General features: G+C 65.3%; 19 protein-coding genes and 1 riboswitch. Of the genes, 6 read left to right on the forward strand and 13 right to left on the reverse strand.

All coding sequences use genetic code 11. From position 1 onward, the window contains the following. Positions 1 to 62: 62 nt before the first annotated feature. From ACKTEK_RS09835 to ACKTEK_RS09845, 3 genes are read right to left on the reverse strand one after another with little or no spacing between them, the layout of a single operon-like run. Positions 63 to 1,292 (reverse strand): MlaD family protein, encoded by a 1,230-nt coding sequence (locus ACKTEK_RS09835; protein ID WP_409165113.1) that lies wholly within the window; start codon positions 1,290 to 1,292, stop codon positions 63 to 65. Continuing rightward, on the reverse strand, positions 1,292 to 2,107 hold the full coding sequence (locus ACKTEK_RS09840; RefSeq protein WP_409165114.1) for an ABC transporter ATP-binding protein: 816 nt from the start codon (positions 2,105 to 2,107) through the stop codon (positions 1,292 to 1,294). Before ACKTEK_RS09840 ends, ACKTEK_RS09835 begins: the two co-directional genes overlap by 1 nt. A gap of 8 nt (positions 2,108 to 2,115) precedes the next feature. Beyond that, positions 2,116 to 3,258, reverse strand: coding sequence for an ABC transporter permease (locus ACKTEK_RS09845; protein ID WP_409165115.1), 1,143 nt, complete (start codon positions 3,256 to 3,258; stop codon positions 2,116 to 2,118). A 140-nt stretch (positions 3,259 to 3,398) separates the two neighbouring features. On the opposite strand from ACKTEK_RS09845, the gene dgcN reads away from it, so the two are divergent. Next, positions 3,399 to 4,403, forward strand: a complete 1,005-nt coding sequence (gene dgcN, locus ACKTEK_RS09850) for an N-acetyltransferase DgcN (protein ID WP_409165116.1) — start codon at positions 3,399 to 3,401, stop codon at positions 4,401 to 4,403. Beyond that, positions 4,396 to 5,385 carry an N-acetyl-D-Glu racemase DgcA gene (dgcA, locus tag ACKTEK_RS09855; RefSeq protein ID WP_409165117.1) on the forward strand — a complete coding sequence of 330 codons (990 nt, stop codon included), beginning with the start codon at positions 4,396 to 4,398 and terminating at the stop codon, positions 5,383 to 5,385. The genes dgcN and dgcA overlap by 8 nt, the downstream gene beginning before the upstream one ends. A gap of 1 nt (position 5,386) precedes the next feature. Here dgcA and ACKTEK_RS09860 read toward each other — a convergent pair whose 3' ends face one another. Then, positions 5,387 to 6,544, reverse strand: a complete 1,158-nt coding sequence (locus ACKTEK_RS09860; protein WP_409165118.1) for an MFS transporter — start codon at positions 6,542 to 6,544, stop codon at positions 5,387 to 5,389. 231 nt (positions 6,545 to 6,775) lie between these two features. Here ACKTEK_RS09860 and ACKTEK_RS09865 point away from each other — a divergent pair, with 231 nt between their 5' ends. Then, positions 6,776 to 7,693, forward strand: a complete 918-nt coding sequence (locus ACKTEK_RS09865) for a hypothetical protein (protein ID WP_409165119.1) — start codon at positions 6,776 to 6,778, stop codon at positions 7,691 to 7,693. On the opposite strand, the gene ACKTEK_RS09870 is transcribed toward ACKTEK_RS09865, so the two are convergent. Genes ACKTEK_RS09870 through ACKTEK_RS09880 form a run of 3 tightly spaced genes read right to left on the reverse strand, consistent with a single transcriptional unit; the run spans position 7,690 to position 10,583 of the window. Then, entirely contained in the window at positions 7,690 to 8,712 is a 1,023-nt protein-coding gene (locus ACKTEK_RS09870) for a threonine/serine dehydratase (protein WP_409165120.1), read from the reverse strand. The two genes, ACKTEK_RS09865 and ACKTEK_RS09870, sit on opposite strands and share 4 nt — an antisense overlap. A 39-nt stretch (positions 8,713 to 8,751) precedes the next feature. After that, positions 8,752 to 9,777: a glycosyltransferase family 4 protein gene (locus tag ACKTEK_RS09875; RefSeq protein ID WP_409165121.1), complete on the reverse strand. Its 1,026-nt coding sequence runs from the start codon at positions 9,775 to 9,777 to the stop codon at positions 8,752 to 8,754. Continuing rightward, positions 9,777 to 10,583, reverse strand: a complete 807-nt coding sequence (locus ACKTEK_RS09880; RefSeq protein WP_409165122.1) for a UDP-2,3-diacylglucosamine diphosphatase — start codon at positions 10,581 to 10,583, stop codon at positions 9,777 to 9,779. Before ACKTEK_RS09880 ends, ACKTEK_RS09875 begins: the two co-directional genes overlap by 1 nt. Positions 10,584 to 10,747: 164 nt before the next feature. Between ACKTEK_RS09880 and ACKTEK_RS09885 the strand changes: the two genes are divergently transcribed. Then, positions 10,748 to 11,527, forward strand: a complete 780-nt coding sequence (locus ACKTEK_RS09885) for an SDR family oxidoreductase (RefSeq protein ID WP_409165123.1) — start codon at positions 10,748 to 10,750, stop codon at positions 11,525 to 11,527. A gap of 4 nt (positions 11,528 to 11,531) precedes the next feature. Here the strand turns inward: ACKTEK_RS09885 and ACKTEK_RS09890 are convergent, their stop codons facing one another. Beyond that, a complete protein-coding gene (locus tag ACKTEK_RS09890; protein WP_409165124.1) occupies positions 11,532 to 12,356 on the reverse strand; it encodes an ABC transporter substrate-binding protein in 825 nt (274 codons plus the stop codon). Positions 12,357 to 12,459: 103 nt separating this feature from the next. On the opposite strand from ACKTEK_RS09890, the gene ACKTEK_RS09895 reads away from it, so the two are divergent. Then, entirely contained in the window at positions 12,460 to 13,422 is a 963-nt protein-coding gene (locus tag ACKTEK_RS09895; RefSeq protein WP_409165125.1) for a fumarylacetoacetate hydrolase family protein, read from the forward strand. Here ACKTEK_RS09895 and ACKTEK_RS09900 read toward each other — a convergent pair. The 4 genes from ACKTEK_RS09900 to ACKTEK_RS09915 are packed head-to-tail and all read right to left on the reverse strand — an operon-like array spanning position 13,419 to position 16,811. Continuing rightward, positions 13,419 to 14,498 (reverse strand): TRAP transporter substrate-binding protein, encoded by a 1,080-nt coding sequence (locus ACKTEK_RS09900; RefSeq protein WP_409165126.1) that lies wholly within the window; start codon positions 14,496 to 14,498, stop codon positions 13,419 to 13,421. The two genes, ACKTEK_RS09895 and ACKTEK_RS09900, sit on opposite strands and share 4 nt — an antisense overlap. Then, entirely contained in the window at positions 14,495 to 15,310 is an 816-nt protein-coding gene (gene thiD, locus ACKTEK_RS09905) for a bifunctional hydroxymethylpyrimidine kinase/phosphomethylpyrimidine kinase (protein ID WP_409165127.1), read from the reverse strand. Before thiD ends, ACKTEK_RS09900 begins: the two co-directional genes overlap by 4 nt. Then, complete coding sequence (gene thiE, locus ACKTEK_RS09910; RefSeq protein WP_409165128.1) at positions 15,307 to 15,996, reverse strand: thiamine phosphate synthase; 690 nt, start codon at positions 15,994 to 15,996, stop codon at positions 15,307 to 15,309. Before thiE ends, thiD begins: the two co-directional genes overlap by 4 nt. Positions 15,997 to 16,025: 29 nt before the next feature. Further along, positions 16,026 to 16,811: a hydroxyethylthiazole kinase gene (locus tag ACKTEK_RS09915; RefSeq protein ID WP_409165129.1), complete on the reverse strand. Its 786-nt coding sequence runs from the start codon at positions 16,809 to 16,811 to the stop codon at positions 16,026 to 16,028. Positions 16,812 to 16,859: 48 nt separating this feature from the next. Continuing rightward, positions 16,860 to 16,968, reverse strand: a riboswitch (TPP riboswitch). Positions 16,969 to 17,079: 111 nt separating this feature from the next. Between ACKTEK_RS09915 and ACKTEK_RS09920 the strand changes: the two genes are divergently transcribed. Next, positions 17,080 to 17,316, forward strand: a complete 237-nt coding sequence (locus ACKTEK_RS09920; RefSeq protein ID WP_409165130.1) for an Lrp/AsnC ligand binding domain-containing protein — start codon at positions 17,080 to 17,082, stop codon at positions 17,314 to 17,316. Positions 17,317 to 17,339: 23 nt separating this feature from the next. Here ACKTEK_RS09920 and ACKTEK_RS09925 read toward each other — a convergent pair whose 3' ends face one another. Beyond that, positions 17,340 to 18,305, reverse strand: coding sequence for a DMT family transporter (locus ACKTEK_RS09925; protein ID WP_409165131.1), 966 nt, complete (start codon positions 18,303 to 18,305; stop codon positions 17,340 to 17,342). Between the last annotated feature and the right edge of the window lie 44 nt (positions 18,306 to 18,349).

An 18,349-nucleotide genomic window follows, 5' to 3' on the forward strand; every position in this document is an offset into this window, starting at 1 on the left:
CCACACGCCCCCTAAGCGCCTTCAAGCGCAGCGGTAGGTTAGACCGTGCGATTGACCCAGAGTCAACGCCGGTAACCCCCGCTTGTCTCTCTGACCTGCGACTGTCCGGAGATGAACCGCCCCGGGTTCTTTTCAAGGTTCTCAACCACGCGGTTGATGTTCGAAAGCGTCTGCCGTCCATCGACGACGAGTGCGTCCAGGTTCCGCATGCCCTTGCCCGAAAGCTGGGTCGAAAGCTGGCGGAAGGCCCGCGCGGCAGCCGTCACTTCCTCGATCAGGTTGCCGCCCTGGCTGTTGTCGAAACCGGACACGATGCCGTCGATCTTCGCTGCCGTCTCGCGGAACTGCGCGGCAACCGCCCCGGCATCGTCGAAGAACTTGCCGATCTGCTCCTCGCGCCCGCCAAGGGTCGAGGTGAACGACTCGATATTGGTGATGCTGGTCTGGATGGCTTCGGGATCGATCTTGTCGGCAATCGCGGCAAGCTGCTTGGCCGCCTTGCTGGCATCGCCGATGAACGCCTTCAGCTCATCCGTGCTGCCCGACAGGCCTTCGGTGAAAGTCTTCACGTTCTCGACCGTCTCACGCACCGATTCCGGGCTGATGACGTCAAGCCGCTCCTGCAGCGACAGCGACAGCGTCTCCAGCTTCTCGCCGAGGCTGTTGAGACGGCGCGCGACTGCAGCCGCGTCATCCATGAAGGACCCGATCGTGTCGGCCCGGTCGGCCAGCGCCTCGGAGAACTTCTCGATGTTGCGGATCGAATTGTTGATGCCGGTCTGGTTGCCCGCGAGGATGTCGTCGACCCGCGTCACGGCGGAATCGAGCTTCGTCATCAGGGTCTGCGCCCGGTCAATGATGCTCTGCACCGTGGAGGCCTCGGCATAGATGATCGGGTAGTCGGACCCGCCCCACGCGTCCGTCAGCGCAGCGGTATCGGCCCGTCCGCTGATCAACTGGATGAACGGAACGCCGGTGAAGCCCTGGCTCTGGATCTGGGCGCGCGTATCGACGCGAACCGGCGTGTTGGCTTCGACCGAAATGCGCGCGATCACCTGCGTCGGATCGTCGGGCGCAAGGCGCATGTCTTCCACCGAGCCGACCTTGATGCCGTTGAACATGACAGGCGCGCCGACGCCCAGACCCGTCACCTGGTCGGCAAAGACCACGCGGTACGTCTGCTCCGGCCCGGCATCGGCGAAGCGCGAATACCAGTAGGTGAACGCCAGCAACGCAAACAGCGTCCCGAGCGTGAACAGGCCGACTATGAACGGGCTTGCGCGCGTTTCCATCAGGCGTGAACCTCTTCTTGGCCGGCCGATTGATACTGAACCGTCTGGGCGCGGTTCCCGTGGAAGTAGGACTGCACCCAAGGATCATCGTAGGCCAGGATCGTATCGAGATCACCCTCGACCATCACCTTCTTGCCCCCCAGGATCGCGATGCGGGTGCAGGCCCGGTAGAGGCTGCCCAGATCGTGGGTGACCATGAAGACGCTGAGACCGAGAGTCTCCTTCAGACTGGTTATCAGATCGTCAAACTCCGCCGCGCCGACCGGGTCGAGGCCCGAGGTCGGTTCGTCGAGAAACAGGATATCGGGGTTGAGCGCCAGCGCGCGCGCCAGAGCCGCGCGCTTGATCATGCCGCCCGACAGCTCCGATGGATACTTGGTTCCAGCGTTCGGCGCGAGTCCCACCATGGCAAGCGTCAGCTCGGCCAGTTCGTCCATCAGCTTCTGGGAGATGTCCATGTGCTCGCGCATCGGTACCTGGACGTTCTCGCGAACGGTCAGCGAGGAGAACAGCGCGCCATGCTGGAACAGGACGCCCCAGCGGCGCTCGATCTTGCGCTGATTTTCGAGCGAGAGCTTGGACAGGTCGCGCCCGAAATAGCGGATCGTACCGGCGCGCTTGGGCAGCAGGCCGATGAGCGTGCGCATCAGCACCGACTTGCCGGTGCCGGACGGCCCGACGACGCCGAGGACTTCGCTGCGCTTCAGCTGGATGTCGAGGTTCTCGATGATGTTCATATCATCGAATCCGACCGTCAGCCCGCTCGCCTGCAGCAGGTAGCCTGTCGTCTTGATCGCGCGTGGGTTGATTGCCATGCCGCCTACTACCCATCAACCATGGCGTAATAGAGGACGAAAATGCCGTCGATCACGATCACCAGGAAGATCGATTTGACCACCGAGGCCGTCGTCCGCTTGCCAAGCGAGTCCGTGGAGCCGACCACCTGGAGCCCTTCCAGCACCGCGACCAGCCCGATCACCACCGCCATGAAAGGCGCCTTGATGATGCCGCGCGTGAAGTTGATGAGGTCCACCTGGTCGCGCAGCCGCTCGATGAACAGGTCGATCGGCACGCCGCCGTAAACGAACGAGACGACGGCAGCCGCCGTCAGCGCCGAGAAGTTGCCGATGAAGGTCAGCAGCGGGACGGCAATGACGAGCGCGGTCAGGCGCGGAACGATGATGACCTCGATCGGGTCGAGCGCGAGCGTGCGCACGGCGTCGATTTCCTCGCGCATCTTCATGGCGCCGACTTCCGCCGTGAAGGCGCTGCCGGACCGGCCAGCTACCATGATGGCGGTCAGCAGCACGCCGAGTTCGCGCAGGATGACGATGCCGACGAAGTTCACCGCCAGCTGTTCCGCGCCGAAGTCGCGCAGCTGGTAAATCGACTGCTGCGCGACGATGGCACCGATCACGAATGTGATGAGCGCCACGATGGGAATGGCGCGCACGCCGCTCTGCTCGAGGTGATAGAGGATCGGCGTGACGCGCAGCTTGGAAGGATGGCGCACAATCGAGAAACCGATGCTGACCATCGCCCCGATCAGCTCCGTCAGCCGGCGCATGTCGCCAACCGATGAAATGACGGACTTGCCGGCGTCCTCCACCAGCACGCGCGCTGCCGCGGGCTTCGGCGGCTCGGGGATCATGGGGCGGTCGGACTCGGCGACCTCCTGCAACAGGATGCGCGCGGCGCGGCCGACCGATTCAAAGCTGATGGCGTGGTTGGCGGCAGCCAGTTGCTTGGCGGAACGATGGATCAGCCAGGCACCGGAAACGTCGATCTTTTCGAGGTCGGACAGGTCAATGACGACGCTGCGTCCGTTTTCGGGCATGGTGAAGTCGGACAGAGCGCGTTCGACTTCCGTCAGGTTGCGGATGATCCACGACCCGAAGGGCTTGAAGCGCAACACTTCGCCGCCATCTTCGAACCGGTACCCGTTATGGATCGCCGCTACCGTCACAGACCCGCCTCTGCCCATGGCCGCAACGCTGGAATACCGGCCATGTCCCCCACTTTGCCGCTCTTGTTGAGAGCCGGCATACTGGGGTAATCCGACAGTGACGTACAGACAAGTTCCCGAAAGCCACAGGCCCGGCAAAAATGGAAATCTCACAGCCCTATCTGCTTTTTCTCGGTGACGTTCACGACCATCTGGCCGCAAAGACGGCACAGGGCATCGTCGACTGGCGACGCGAATGGTGCGAAGGCCAACTCCGGCTCGAGGGCTGCAAGGCCGATTGCGGCTTGCCCGACATGGGCGTTGCGGACGCCAGGGCCGCCGGCGTGAAGACCATGGTCGTCGGCGTCGTGAACCCCGGCGGCGTGCTGCCGGACCACTGGATCGCGACCATCGTCGAGGCCATCGAGGCCGGCATGGATATCGCAACCGGCCTGCATCAGCGGCTACGCGACGTGCCCGAGATCGCCGAAGCCGCCGACAATGCCGGCGTGAAGCTGATCGACGTGCGCCATTCAACCCAGCGCTTTGCCACCGGCAAGGGCACGAAGCGACCGGGCAAGCGGCTGCTGACCGTCGGCACGGACTGCTCCGTCGGCAAGAAGTACACCTCGCTGGCGCTGGAAAAGGGCATGCGCGATGCCGGCATGAACGCCGATTTCCGCGCAACCGGCCAGACCGGCGTATTCATCTCCGGGCGGGGCGTCTCCATCGATGCGGTGGTCGCCGACTTCATCGCGGGCGCTGCGGAATGGCTTTCGCCGGCCAATGACCCGGACCACTGGGACGTGGTCGAGGGACAGGGTTCGCTCTTCCACCCGAGCTTTGCAGGCGTCAGCCTCGGCCTGTTGCACGGCGCGCAGCCGGACGCGTTTGTCGTCTGCCACGAACCGACCCGCACCAAGATGCGAAATGTCGAGACGCCGATTGCCGATATTGGCGACGTCATCGACATGACAATCGCCCATGGCCGCCTCACCAACCCGGATATCACCTGCGTCGGTCTGGCGATCAACACCAAGGCGCTGGACGATGACGCGGCCAAGGCGATCATCTCCGACCTTGGCGAGAAATACGGGCTGCCCGCCTGCGACCCGATCCGCACCGGGGTCGCGCCCATCGTCGAACGGATCAAGCAGCTTGGCTGAGCCGGTGAAGCTTTTAACCGATGTCGAGCGCTGGCCCATCGCCGGCAGCTTCACGATCGCGCGCGGCTCCAAGACCGAGGCCGTGGTCGTCACGGCGACGCTGGACGACGGCCAGCACACGGGCCGCGGCGAATGCGTGCCCTATGCGCGCTACGGCGAAAGCGTGGAGAGTGTGCGCGGCCAGATCGAGGACATGGCAGCCCGGCTCGGTGACGGCCTGAGCCGGGATGGCCTGCGCAACGCCATGCCGGCAGGTGCTGCGCGAAACGCGCTCGATTGCGCCATGTGGGACCTCGAATGCAAGCGCGCGGGCAAGCGCTGCTGGGAGCTCGCAGGCCAGCCGGAGCCCAAGGACATCGTCACCGCATACACGCTGAGCCTCGGCACGCCCGAAACAATGCTGGAAGCCGCCCGCAAGGCGTCCGCCCGCCCGCTGCTGAAGGTCAAGCTCGGCGGCGACGGCGACATGGAGCGCATTGCCGCTGTGCGTCAAGGCGCGCCGAATTCCCGCCTCATCATCGATGCCAACGAGGGCTGGTCGGAAGGCAATCTCGCGTCCAACCTCGCAGCCTGCGCCCGCGCGGGCGTCGAACTGATCGAGCAGCCCATGCCCGCCGAAGACGACGAGGCGCTGCGCGACGTGCGCTCCGACATTCTCATCTGTGCCGATGAAAGCGCCCACGACCTCTCCACCCTGATGGAGCTGGAAGGCAAGTACACTGCGATCAACGTGAAGATCGACAAGACCGGCGGCCTGACGGAGGCGCTGGATCTCGCCCACGCAGCGAAGTCGAAAGGCATGGTGGTGATGGTCGGCTGCATGCTGGCGACATCGCTCGCCATGGCGCCGGCCCTGGTGGTGGCTGCCAGCGCCGACTATGTCGACCTCGACGGCCCGCTGCTTCTTGCCCGCGACCGCGAACCGGGGCTGACCTTCGATGGCAGCCGCATCCTGACGCCGCCAGCCGAATTGTGGGGCTAGGTCAGGACGGGTCGCGCATCCGCGTCAGCCCGAACAGCCCGACCGCGCCACCGACGAGCGACAGCACCGCCATCGCTGCGTAGGACGCGCCGCCAAGGCTCTCGTAGAGCGGACCGGCCATCATGTTTAGCGAAAAGGCGAAAAGCCCCGTCAGGGTGTAGTAGAGGCCCTGCACCGCGTTGCTGCCGTGTGACATGCGCTCCCCCAGATAGGCCATCGCCGCAAGGTGCGATGCACCGAAGGTCAGCCCGTGCAGTGCCTGTAGCGGAAACAGCATCGCCAGCGGCGGGTCGAACGCCATGGCGCTCCAGCGCACCAGTGCCGCGCCCATGCCGACGGCGAGAAGTCCCGCGATGCCGATGCGCGCCCGCACGACGCCGGAACACGCAAACAGGATGATCTCCGCAACGACACCAACCGCCCAGAGCGGACCGGCCACCGCGCTGCCGATGCCTTGCGTCTGCCAGTGCACGGTGCCGAAGACATAGAACTGGTTGTGGCTGGCGAGCACGAGGCCGGTCCCGGCCAGCACCACGAGGTTGCGTCGGTTGGCGGCGGCCCGCAGCGACGCGATGAGCCCCGCCGGGCGATAGGCTGACGCGCCGGTCTCCTCCACCTGCGGCAGGCGAAACCCCGCCAGCAAGAGCGCGAACGCTGCCGCTGCCATCAGCCAGACGGCGAAGATCGGCCCGGTCACGCCGAGCACCAGCCCAGCCCCGACATTGCCGACGATGAACGTGGCGGACCCCACCAGCCGCATCCGTCCGTAGTCGAGCGCGTAGACGCGCACCCCGCGCAGCGCCAAACCTTCCGATAGCGGCATCAGCGGGCTGAGGAACATCGCATTCATGGCCGAGATGATGGCCGTGGGCACGAAGGCGCCTGTCAGCGAATAGGCGAGCGTCGTCTGGAGGACACCGAAGGCACAGGCGAACAGAACAGCCGGCGCGCGACCCGGCCCGTCCGCCAGCCAGGTGACGACCGGCGTTGCGAAGATCTTCACCGCCAGCGGCAGACCCATGACGACCCCGATCTCCACCGGGCTCAGGCCTTGCGCGCTCAGGTAGGGAGGGAAGAAGGGCAGATAGATGCCGATGAAGGCGAACAGCGCCCCGTAGAACGCCGATACCCGTACCGCGTAAAGCCTCGCGCCAGACACGTCTCACCTCGAATCCATCGGCATTCCGCGTGCCGTGCATGGTGGGTATGACGCAATTAGAAGCGCCACGGAAACCACTTGCTAACTTTTTCCTCGGACTCTCTTGAGGACGGCCAAATCGAGGCCGAATCGAATCGAGCAATCAACGTCCATCAAGGCAGAACGCTTATGTCCGATGATTTGCCCGCGCCGATAACGGAAAACGAATACCAGTCAATCGAAGCTGCGGTCATGGAGACGGCACGTGGCAGATGGTTCCTGGCAGAGTATACCCGGCGCAACCGCAATTCTGATACGCAGCTCGTCCTCGACGCCGTGAACCGGCTCGAGTCGACGCTTTCCAAACCCGCGCAGTCCCAGTCCGGTGTGGCGGATATCCGCCTCGACCTGATCGACATGGCGGAAGCAATCTCGCGCACGCGCACCGAGATCAAGTCGCTCCAGAACGAGGAAGAAGCAGATCGTTTCCTCGACGCGACCGAGGAACTTGATGCCGTCGTCGGCGCGACCGAAAAAGCCACCAACGAAATCCTCACCTCCGCAGAGAAGGTGCAGGAACTCGTCTGGACGATCATGGAAGGCGGTCAGGCGAGCGAAGAGTGCGCCAAGATCGACGAACTGATCATCGACATCTACACCGGCTGTTCCTTCCAGGACATCACCGGCCAGCGCATCCAGAAGGTCGTCGAGGCACTGCGTTATGTGGAAAGCCGCGTCAACGCGATGATCGACATCTGGAACCTGCGCGGCGACGCCGATGCCCCTGCGGACAAACCCGCAGGCGACGACGCCCGCCCCGACGCGCACCTGCTGAACGGCCCGGCAAAGCCGGGCGAGGAAGTCGACCAGGGTTCCATCGACGACGTTTTCGACAGTTACGAGCCTGAGCTCGTCGATCCAGAACCCAATACCGTCGACTGGCAGGCACCTTCGATCGTCAACGCGGATGATGCCTCGCGGGTGGAATGCGACGATTCCGATTTGGCTTTCGCATCCATCGATTCCGACGACGAGGACGTCGATGTCGCGGCACAGGCCGAAGCCGACCTCGAAGCCGCCGCCGACGACGAGGCGGACGAGGAAATGCGCGAACGTCTGGCCGGTGGCTACCGCCTGAGCCAGGTACAGGCGCTGGCGGCCTGCAGCTAGGCTGGACTTTCTGCTGTACGCAGTGCGGTCTCGAACATTCCCGCGTCGACATTGCCACCCGAAAGCACGACGAGCACCGTGCGGCCCTGAACGTCGATCTTGCCCGATAGCAGGGCGGCGAGCGCAACCGCGCCGCCGGGCTCCAGCACCAGCTTGAGGTTCGCAAAGGCCCACGCCACGGCCGACAGGGCCTGCGCGTCCGACACGACGAGTCCGCCCGCCAGCCGCTTCCAGTTGATCGCGAACCCCGTCTCGCCCGGTGACGGCGTCAGCAAGGCGTCGCACAGCGAGCCGGACGTGGTGGCGTTGAACTGGATCGTCCCGCTCTTCAGCGAGCGGGCCATGTCATCGAAGTTTTCCGGCTCGACCGAGTAGATGCGCGCATCGGGAAAGCGGTCGTGCACGGAAAGGCAGACGCCTGCCGTCAGCCCGCCGCCGCCGGTGCACACCAGCACGTCGTCGAGGCTGAGACCGGCCTCGGCAATGTCATCGGCGGCCTCAAGACCTGCCGTGCCTTGGCCCGCAATGACGAAGGCGTCGTTGTAGGGGTGGACGAAGGTGCCGCCCGTTTCCGCCAGCACCTTCTGGGCGATCAGGTCGCGATCCTCGCTCGCCCGGTCATAGGCAACGACGCGTGCGCCAAGCGCCCTGGTGCGTTCGATCTTGGTCTGTGGCGCATCCGCCGGCATGACGATGGTCGCCTGCATCTCGAACAGTTGTGCCGCCGCCGCGACGCCCTGCGCGTGATTGCCCGATGAACATGCAACCACCCCGCGCTCGCGCGCCTTGGGGTTCATCGCGCTGATGGCGTTATAGGCCCCGCGGAACTTGAACGACCCCGTGCGCTGCAGGCATTCCGGCTTGAGAAACACGCGCGCGCCCAGACGGGCATTCAGGTCGGCACTGGAGATCAGCGGCGTGCGCACCGCCTGTCCGGCGATGCGTCCGGCGGCCGCCCGCACGTCCGCGATGGTCGGAATTTTCAGATCGGCACTGTGCAACGGGATGGCATCGCTCATGCCAGTGCCGGTACCACCGCCACCGGCCGCCCGCAAGCACTATGCAGCGCTCTGCTGCGCCCCGTCGTTTTGGTAGGTGCGCAGGTGGTCGAGGAAGATCTTCGCGCATTCCTCCCACGAGAATTGCAGCGCGTGTTCGCGGCACGCATCGCGCGAGAGCCTGAGAGCGGCGTGGACACCGTGCGCGAGGTCCTCGGTCAACACGCCGACCGGCGCCTTGCCGATGATGTCACGCGGGCCCGTGACCGGCAGCGCAACAACCGGGACGCCGGACGCGAGCGCTTCCATCACCACGAGGCCGAGCGTGTCGGTGCGGCTTGGAAAGACAAAGACATCGGCTGAGGAATAGATCGCGCCAAGCTCCTCGCCTTCCTTCACGCCGAGGAATTTCGCATCCGGGAAGCGGCGCTCCAGTTCAGCGCGCTGCGGCCCGTCACCGACGACCACCTTGGTGCCGGGAATGTCGAGCGACAGGAAGCCCTCGATGTTCTTCTCCACGGCCACGCGCCCGACATACAGCGAGATCGGCCCGGGGAAATCGAGCACCTTCTTCTCGCGCGGGCGGAACTGCTTGTGATCGACACCGCGCGGCCACTTCACCACGGTGCGGAAACCCCGCCCGCGAAGCTCTTCGGCGAGCGCATCGGTGGTCACCATCACCGCGCGGCCAGCGTTGTGGAACCGCGCGAGATAGCGATAGGTCAGGTCCACCGGCACGGGCACGCGCGCGCGCAGGTATTCGGGGAAGCGCGTGTGGTAGCTGGTGGTGAAGGGCTGGCCCGCGTTGATGCACCACTTGCGCACGGCATGGCCGATGGGGCCTTCGGTGGCGATGTGCACATACTCGGGATTGAACGCCTCGATCTTGCGTGCGATCGCGCCGGGCGGTGCCAGCGCAAGCCGGATTTCCGAGTAGGTCGGCAGCGGCATCGTGCGGAAGCCTTCATGCGACAGGATCTTGAAATCCGCACCAAGCGCCTGCGCGTCGGAGCGCACGCGGTCGAGACAGCGGACCACACCGTTCACCTGCGGATACCAGGCATCTGTGGCGAGCAGGACTTTCATCAGGCGGCAACCTCGTCGCGTTTCAGTGGTACAAGCTTCTCGGCGCGGACCTGCGCGCCCCAGTCAATTACTTCCAGCGTTCCGTCCTGGTGTTCCACCAGCGCGGTGCAGCTTTCCACCCAGTCGCCGCAGTTGAGGTAGCGCACCTCGTCCATGATGCGGTCTGCCGCGTGGTGGATGTGGCCGCAGATCACCCCATCGACCTTCTCGCGGCGCGCGGCATCGACGACCGCGCCCTCGAACTCGCCGATGAAGTTGACGGCGTTCTTCACCTTCAGCTTCAGCCATGCCGACAGCGACCAGTAGCCAAAGCCGAACTTTCGGCGTGCCACGTTGAATTGCGTGTTGAAGGCAAGCGCCACCACGTAGGCCCAGTCGCCAAGCAGCGCCAACCACTTCGCGTAGCGCACGACCACGTCGAACTCGTCTCCGTGGATCAGCAGGTAGCGTTCACCGTTGGCCGTCTCGTGCACCGTGCGGCGCACCACCTCGATGCCGCCGAAATGTGTGCCGATGTAATCGCGCAGCACTTCGTCGTGGTTGCCGGGAATGTAGACGATGCGCGCGCCCTTGCGGGACTGGCGCAGCAGCTTCTGCACCACGTCATTGTGCGATTGCGGCCAGTACCAGCCGCGCTTCAGCCGCCAGCAGTCGACGATATCGCCAACTAGGAAGATGGTGTCGGCCTCGTGCTCCTTCAGGAACTCCAGGAACATCTCGGCCTGCGCACCGCGCGTGCCAAGGTGGAGGTCCGAAACGAACAGGGTCCGGAATTTGCGAGTTCGTTCCGCCTTGATCACGGACATCCCCTTCTCTTCTACGGGCTCCGTGAAGCAGGACCCCATCCCGCTTTACGTCCCCAAGCCCGCGAGTGCTGGCAATGGCCTAGCCCGATTCCGGTTTCACTATTATGACAGTAGCCCCATTGCGGTCGCCACCGCAAAGACGGCAACAGGCAGGAGAACGCGACATGGACCTTGGAATCGCCGGCAGGAATGCCATCGTTTGCGCATCGAGCCGCGGCCTCGGGCGCGCCTGCGCCGAGGCACTGGCACAGGCCGGATGCCGCGTCGTGGTCAACGGGCTGGACGAGGAACGGCTGAAGCGCACGGCTGACGAGATCGCCACGGCAACATCTGCGGAGGTCATCCCCGTCGCCGGAGACGTCAGCCTGTCCGACACGCAGGACGCGCTGGTCGCCGCCGCAGGCGAGACGGATATCCTCGTCAACAACAATGCCGGCCCGCCCTTCAAGGATTTCCGCGAACTGGAACGAGAAGAAATGCTCAAGGGCTGCGTGCAGAACATGGTCACGCCCATCGAGATGATCCAGCGCGTGATCGACGGCATGGCCGAGCGCGGCTTCGGGCGCATCGTCAACATCACCTCCGGCTCGGTGAAACAGCCGATCCCCGGCCTCGACCTGTCGTCGGGCGCGCGCGCCGGGCTGACGGCGTTCCTCGCCGGCGTGACGCCGAACTACCTGGCGCGCAACGTGACCATCAACAACATGTTGCCGGGCATGTTCGCCACAGACCGGCTGCAGGGGCTGGTGAAGGCCGCCGTCGCGAAGACCGGGCAGAGCGTGCAGGAAGTCGAGACCCAGCGCCGCGAGGCAATCCCCGCCAAGCGCTTCGGCAACCCCGACGAATTCGGCAAGACATGCGCGTTCCTGTGCTCGGCCCATGCCGGCTACATCGCCAACCAGAACGTGCTGATCGACGGCGGTCGCTTCCCCGGCTGCTGGTGAGCCGCTAGCGCGGGGCGACGCTCGCCGCCGCCTCGCGCAGCCGCTCCAGTGCGCGAACCAGCGAAGGTCCGGGGCAGACTGTTTCCGCCTGCGGCACCACCACCCGGCGCGACGGCGGGAACCGGGCAGCCAGCACGGGATGCGCGAGCATGGCCGCGCCCTGGTCTGCGGCGTCGCCATCTTCCGTCAGGCCCTGCCCGTCGAGGATCAGGAGGTCGACATCGACGGTCGCAAGCCGCTCGGCATCCAGTCTGGCGAAGCCATCGGCCTCAAGCGCGTTCTCCAGCCCGGCTGCACGCATCAGCGCGTCCATCATGGTGGCGCGGCCCGTCACGATGCCGCGCCGCTGGAGATAGAGCGCGCGCAGCTTGCGATTTCCCTGCATCTCACGTGGCGCGAAGGCATCGCGCAATTCGCCCGCCAGCGCCGCGCCCCTTGGCCCCTGCCCGATCAGCAACCCGAAGGTTTCCAGCTGGTCGGCTGCCGCCTGCGGCGTACCGGGAATGCCGAGTTCTTCCACGTTCAAACCGGCGCGACGCATGGCGGCCTTCGCCGGTCCGCCGGAGAACGGGCCGGCCAGCACCAGGTCCGGCTTGCGCACAATCACGTCCTCAGCGTTGCCGCGCGTGAGGTCGTAGCCATCCGCTTTGTCCGCGAAATAAGAGAGCGCCGGGCGCGGGGCATTCCAGCTTAGCGCCGCGATCTGGTCACGATCGGCTAGGGCTAGCAGCAACTGGTCGGCGCACATGTTGACCGAGACGATGCGCGACGGCCTGTCCTGCGCCTGCGCGGCAGACGCAGGAACAAGGCAGAATGCCACGAGAGCCATCCCCACCGCTTGCCGCAGCAGGCGCGATTGCGCATGATCTGCGCCCAATGCGAAGGCAAAGCGCGCCGCGCGAGCAAAGGCGCGACCACAGGGAGAGACTTGCATGAAACTCGTCCGTTTCGGTCACAAGGGCTTTGAGCGCCCCGGTATCATTTCCAGCGACGGGACCATCCGCGATCTGTCCCACGTCGTGTCGGACATTACCGGCGCGGGCCTGCGCCCGGAAGGCCTCGAGCGCATCGCGCGCATCGACCCGGACGACCTGCCGCGCGCGCCCGAGGATGCCCGCATCGGCCCGTGCATCGCCATGCCGTACAACTTCGTCGCCATCGGTCTCAACTACGTGGATCATGCGCAGGAAGCCAACATGCCGATCCCCGAGCAGCCGATCATCTTCAACAAGGCCCCGACTTCCATCAGTGGCCCGTATGACGATGTCGTGCTGCCGGTCGGCGCCAAGAAGGGCGACTGGGAAGTCGAGCTTGGCATCGTCATCGGTAGCCCGTGCGACAATGTCAGCGAGGCCGACGCGATGGACTATGTCGCCGGCTTCTGCGTCTGCAACGACGTTTCCGAACGCCAGTACCAGATGGAAATGGGCGGCGAATGGGTGAAGGGCAAAAGCGCGCCCTCCTTTGGCCCCCTAGGGCCCTGGATGGTGACGAAGGATGAGATCGCCGACCCGCACAATCTCTCGATGTATCTCGACCTCAATGGCAAGCGCATGCAGGACGGCAACACCGCCAACATGATCTTCAAGGTCGATCTCATCGTGTCCTATGTCAGCCGGTTCATCCCGCTGATCCCCGGCGACGTGATCGTCACCGGCACGCCGGCGGGCGTAGGCCTCGGCATGAAGCCGCAGGTCTTCCTCAAGCCCGGCGACGAGATGGTGCTCGGCATCGAGGGACTGGGCGAACAGCGCCAGTCCGTCGTCGCCCACCCGAAGGAATCGGCCCCAGCCGCTGCGCCGGCCCAGCCGGTCGAGGCATCCGAGCCCGACGAACCCATCGAGCTCGCCGACGCGGACGAAACGCCCGAGACCGGCGAGCCGGCGGAAGGCTAGGCGTCGCCGCGCGCAGCGAGGAAAGTCTCCGTGCCGGCCTTGGTCCACGGCGTCAGCCGCGTCTTGGCCGCACGGTAGGACTTCAGGATCTTCGCAAACATCTCGTCCTTGGCGGCTGCTTCGTCCAGCACCGTGACGGAAGCCTCGCGTGCAGCCGTGATCACGTCCTCGGGGAAGGTGCGCAGCTTCACGTCGTACTCGTCGACGAGCGTACGCAGCGCCTGCGCGTTTTCCCAGTCGGATTCAGCGACAGACAGCGCGTTCTCGGCCGCGCATGAATCCGAGACAATGGCTTTCAGGTCGTCCGGCAGGGCCTCGTAGGCTTGAAGCGAGACGAGGCATTCGCCGGTCCCGTTCGGCTCGTGCCAGCCCGGCGCGTAGTAATACGGCGCGACCCGGTAGAAGCCTTGCGCGAAGTCAGACCACGGGCCGAGGAACTCGGCGGCATCCACGAGGCCTGACTGAAGTGCGCCGTAGATGTCGCCGGGCGGCAACGAGACCGACGCCCCTCCGAGCTTGGCAAGGATCGCCCCGCCAAGGCCGGGCATCCGCATCTTCAGGCCCTTGAAGTCATCAAGGCCGTTGATTTCCTTGCGGAACCAGCCGCCCATTTGCATACCGGTATTGCCGCCCATGAACGGCTTGATGCCGGATGGGGCATAAAGCTCGTCCCACAGGTCCTGTCCGCCGCCATGCAGAATCCAGGCTGCGTGTTCCGGCGCGGTCAGGCCGAAGGGGATCGCCGTGTAGAAGACCGAGGCCGGAAGCCTGCCCTGCCAGAAGAAGCTCGCCGTGTGCGCCATCTGCGCGGTGCCGGACTGCACCGCGTCGAAGACCTCGAGCGGCGGCACGATTTCGCCCGCCGCGTAGACCGTGACGTTGAGCGCGCCGCCGCTGGCAGCGGTGATGCGCTGCGCCAGGCGCTCTGCGGTAACGCCCGGTCCCGGCAGGTTCTTCGGCCACGATGTCACCATGCGCCAGTTGCGGGTCTCCTGCGCCTGCACGACGGCGGGGCTTGCAAGACTGGCAGCGCCTGCCGCGCTGGCGGTGAGAAGGTTGCGTCTGGATAGGGTCATGATCTGCCTTTTCCGGTTTCCCAGAGTTCGTGGAAGTGGTGGACGGGGCCGTGGCCCTTGCCCACGTCGAGTTGACCCGAGGCCGACAGCGCTCCGAAAAGGTAGAGCTTGGCCGCCGACACCGCGTCGTTCAGCGCGTCGCCGTGGGCGAGCCGCGCCGCGATGGCCGAGGACAGGGTGCATCCCGTGCCATGCGTGTTCTGCGTGTCGATGCGTGGAGAGGAGAAGCGCTCGTGGCCGCCCTCGTAGACGAGGATGTCGATGGCATCGCCGTCGAGATGCCCGCCCTTGATGAGCACGGCATTGGCACCAGCCGCGCGCAACGCCTCGCCCTGCGCGATCATGTCCTCGATCGTGTGGCCGACGTCTGTTTCCGCCAGAACCGCAGCTTCATGCAGGTTCGGGGTCACGACATCGGCGAGCGGCATCAGCACCTCGCGGATGACGTTGACCGCTTCGGGCTTCAGCAGCGGATCGCCACTGGTGGCGACCATCACCGGGTCGAGCACGATGTTCGACGTGCCGTGGCGTTTCAGCCCGTCGGCGACCGCGCGGATGGTATCGGGATCGCTGAGCATCCCGATCTTCGTGGCCGACACCGCGAGGTCGGAATAGACCGCGTCGATCTGCTGCGTCACGAAGTCCGGCGGCACGTCCATCACGCCGGTGACGCCCTTCGTGTTCTGCGCCGTCAGTGCTGCGATGACCGACGCACCGTAGACGCCAAGCGCAGAGAACGTTTTCAGGTCGGCCTGGATGCCCGCACCCCCGCTGGAATCGGATCCGGCGATTGTTACCGCGATTGGGATCATGCGCCCCTCCCCGCCAGTGCCTCGTCCACCCGCAGCCGCAAGGCCGCTGCCGCATCCTGCGGGTCGTTGGCGCTGATGACGGCGGAGACCACGCAGATGCCGTCCGCACCGGCGGCGACAACCTCGCCCGCCCGCTCCAGCGTAATGCCGGCAATGGCGCAGATCGCGCCGGGGAACCCGCGCGCGCGCAGTGCCTCGGTCATCTCCAGCAGGCCATCGAGGCCGACGGGCGCATCCGGGTTGTCCTTGGACGAGGTCTCGAACACACCGCCAATCGCGCAGTAGTCGATCACGTCGAGCGGCGCGGACTTCACATGGTCCAGGTTCTTGATCGTCAGCCCGATGATCGCGTCGGGGCCGAGCAGACGGCGCGCGTCTGCCGGGTGCATGTCGTCCTGCCCGAGGTGGACACCGTCGGCACCCGACGCCAGCGCCACGTCGACCCGGTCGTTGATGACGAAATCGGCCCGCCCGTCGAGCGTCGCGACGATATCGCGCGCTGAATCGATCATCGCACGGGTATCGCCATCCTTGTCGCGGAGCTGGATCAGCGTTGCGCCGCCATCAGCAGCCTGCGCCGCGAGTTCGGCAAGACTGCCCGCGTGCGGAACGGCCGGATCAACCAGAACGTAAAGCCGCGTATCGACGCGCGGACGATCATCATGAAGTTGTGGCGATGCGCTCATCGCGTGTCAGACCTCTCGGTTGGATGCGTTCAGGAAAAGCGGGCGTGGCGCGCGAGATCGGCGGGCGACAGGGAATAGACCGCATCGACCAGCCGCCATGCGAAACTGCCTGGCCCCTCCGCGCCCTGGTTCGCGTGCTCGGCGGCAACGCCCAGCAGCGCGGCAGCAGCACCAGCCGCGACGAACGGGTCATGCGTCACCGCAAGGAAAGCCGCGGTGAGCGCGGAACCCGCGCAGCCCGTCCCGGTCACCTGCCCAAGCAGCGGATTTCCGTTGTTGAGGTGGCGATGGCGGCTGCCATTGGTCAGGTAGTCCTTGCGGCCGGTGACGAGCAGCACGGTCATCAGGTCGAGGGCCAGCTTGTCGGCCATCTCTGTGGAATAGCCCTCGGCCTCAGCCAGCGCGGTCGCCTCGGCGCGGTTGCAGCGAAGCACCCACGGCTCGCGCTTGAGGATTTCGCGCGTGAACCGCATGCGCGAGGAGGATACGTCCACGAACACGGGGTCCAGCACCCACGGCGTGCCTTCTTCCCCAACGACGTCGAGCGCGCCGGGGATGGCGCTGCGGCGATCCTCGTCCAGCGTGCCGAGATTGACGAGCAGCGCGTCGCATCGCGCGGCGAAGTCCGGCACTTCGACCGGCGACACAGTCATGGACGGCACCGCGCCCGCCGCGATCAGGATGTTCGCGGTGATCGGCTGCGCGACCGTGTTGGTGATGACATGGATTCGCGGCTGCCGTTCGCGCAGGTTGGCCAGCGCATCGGCAGCGGCTGCGGCGATGTCCTCGGGCCGGCTGGCGTTTTCGCCGCTCATGCCCGGCTTCCCGCCGAAATGCACACCGCATGGCGGTGCGTGATGCCCGTAAATGATTTCATCGTTCCCTCCGCCGGCACAATCCGGATCAGGTTCAATGGGTTGGCGATCCGCCTCTCAGTCGCGACTCGTTTGCGCGACACCCCAACGACTGACTATGCACGCAAACCTATGGAGCCACCGCGCCCGTTGCAAGGCTTGCGGCTTGTGCATCCCGGGTGGCATGTGAAAAAGTCCTGATCCTTCAAGCCACCGGAGCCGTTTGCCGATGACGCCGTTCTACATGCTGATCAAGTGCCATCTGGGCAAGGCCTACGAGGTCGCCAACGCCATTGCCGACCGCGAGATCGCCTCGGAAATCTATTCCATCGCGGGCGATCATGACCTGTTGGTGAAGTTCTACGTCGAGGCCGACACCGATATCGGCCATTTCGTCAACGAGAACGTCCACACGGTCGACGGCATTCGCGATACCAAGACGATCCCCACCTTCAAGGCGTTCTGAGGCGCGCGAAAGGACCTGCCCGGTCAGGCCAGCGGAACGCCGCCTGCCTTGCGCTGGCGTGCGCGTTCCAGCCCCAGTTGGCGCTCTCGGTAGATCACGAACAGGCCCGACAGCACGATGATCGACGCGCCCACCAGCATGATCGGCTGCGGTACGTCGTCGAACAGCATGTAGCCCAGCACCATCGCCCAGATCAGCGTCGTGTAGTCGAACGGCGCGATCAGCGATGTCGGCGCGTGGCGGTAGCTTTCGGTCAGGAAGATCTGCGCAACACCGCCGATGAAGCCGATGGTCACCAGTTTCGCGACCATCATCGCGTCGGGAAGCACCCAGCCGAAGGGCAGCGAGGCCAACCCGAACACGGTGCCGCTGACGGAAAAGTAGAAGGTGATCGACATGGTGGATTCGTGCTTGGTCAGCGCGCGGATCTGGATCATGGCAAGCGCCGTGCAGCAGGCAGCCGCCAGCGCCACCATCGCGCCAAGCGATGCGTCATCGCCCCGGTCGATTTCCGACAAGAGGTGTGGCGACAGCACGATGAGCACGCCGACAAAGCCTACGACCACCGCACTCGACCGGTAGATACCGACACGCTCGCCCAGCAGCAGTGGCGCGAGCAGGACCGTGACCAGCGGCGCGGCATAGCCGAGCGTGATGGCATCCGGCAGCGGCAGCAGCGACAGGGCGTAGAACGACAACCCCATGGCGCAGCAGCCGATGAAGCCACGCTGAAAATGCCCCAGCTTGTTGGTCGTCTTGAGGGCGTCTGCAATGCCGCGCAGGAGCGGCGAGCGCGAGCCGTCAGCCCGGGTTTCGTGGGAGACGCGCCAGCAGATGTAGATGAGAATGGGGAGGATGGCGAAGAAGCTTCGCCCGAACACGATCTCGCCGGTCGGAAGCTCGGTTCCGATCGACTTGATCAGCGCCGACATGCCGGTGAACAGCAGTGCAGACGCGACCTTGAGTGAGACGCCGAGAGCGGGGTTCACGAAAACGACTTTCCGGAAGCGAGGTGATCCTCACTCCCGGAAAG

This window comes from Tepidamorphus sp. 3E244, from assembly GCF_046159835.1.
Classification (GTDB): Bacteria; Pseudomonadota; Alphaproteobacteria; order Rhizobiales; family Tepidamorphaceae; genus JACKJK01.

Excerpts from the sequence above, each read along its gene's own strand:
- ACKTEK_RS09835 (WP_409165113.1), bottom strand. The coding sequence starts at position 1,292 with ATGGAAACGCGCGCAAGCCCGTTCATAGTCGGCCTGTTCACGCTCGGG.
- ACKTEK_RS09840 (WP_409165114.1), bottom strand. The coding sequence starts at position 2,107 with ATGGCAATCAACCCACGCGCGATCAAGACGACAGGCTACCTGCTGCAG.
- dgcN (WP_409165116.1), top strand. The coding sequence starts at position 3,399 with ATGGAAATCTCACAGCCCTATCTGCTTTTTCTCGGTGACGTTCACGAC.
- ACKTEK_RS09865 (WP_409165119.1), top strand. The coding sequence starts at position 6,776 with ATGGAGACGGCACGTGGCAGATGGTTCCTGGCAGAGTATACCCGGCGC.
- ACKTEK_RS09870 (WP_409165120.1), bottom strand. The coding sequence starts at position 8,712 with ATGAGCGATGCCATCCCGTTGCACAGTGCCGATCTGAAAATTCCGACC.
- ACKTEK_RS09875 (WP_409165121.1), bottom strand. The coding sequence starts at position 9,777 with ATGAAAGTCCTGCTCGCCACAGATGCCTGGTATCCGCAGGTGAACGGT.
- ACKTEK_RS09880 (WP_409165122.1), bottom strand. The coding sequence starts at position 10,583 with ATGTCCGTGATCAAGGCGGAACGAACTCGCAAATTCCGGACCCTGTTC.
- ACKTEK_RS09885 (WP_409165123.1), top strand. The coding sequence starts at position 10,748 with ATGGACCTTGGAATCGCCGGCAGGAATGCCATCGTTTGCGCATCGAGC.
- ACKTEK_RS09890 (WP_409165124.1), bottom strand. The coding sequence starts at position 12,356 with ATGGCTCTCGTGGCATTCTGCCTTGTTCCTGCGTCTGCCGCGCAGGCG.
- ACKTEK_RS09895 (WP_409165125.1), top strand. The coding sequence starts at position 12,460 with ATGAAACTCGTCCGTTTCGGTCACAAGGGCTTTGAGCGCCCCGGTATC.
- ACKTEK_RS09900 (WP_409165126.1), bottom strand. The coding sequence starts at position 14,498 with ATGACCCTATCCAGACGCAACCTTCTCACCGCCAGCGCGGCAGGCGCT.
- thiD (WP_409165127.1), bottom strand. The coding sequence starts at position 15,310 with ATGATCCCAATCGCGGTAACAATCGCCGGATCCGATTCCAGCGGGGGT.
- thiE (WP_409165128.1), bottom strand. The coding sequence starts at position 15,996 with ATGAGCGCATCGCCACAACTTCATGATGATCGTCCGCGCGTCGATACG.
- ACKTEK_RS09915 (WP_409165129.1), bottom strand. The coding sequence starts at position 16,811 with ATGAGCGGCGAAAACGCCAGCCGGCCCGAGGACATCGCCGCAGCCGCT.
- ACKTEK_RS09920 (WP_409165130.1), top strand. The coding sequence starts at position 17,080 with ATGACGCCGTTCTACATGCTGATCAAGTGCCATCTGGGCAAGGCCTAC.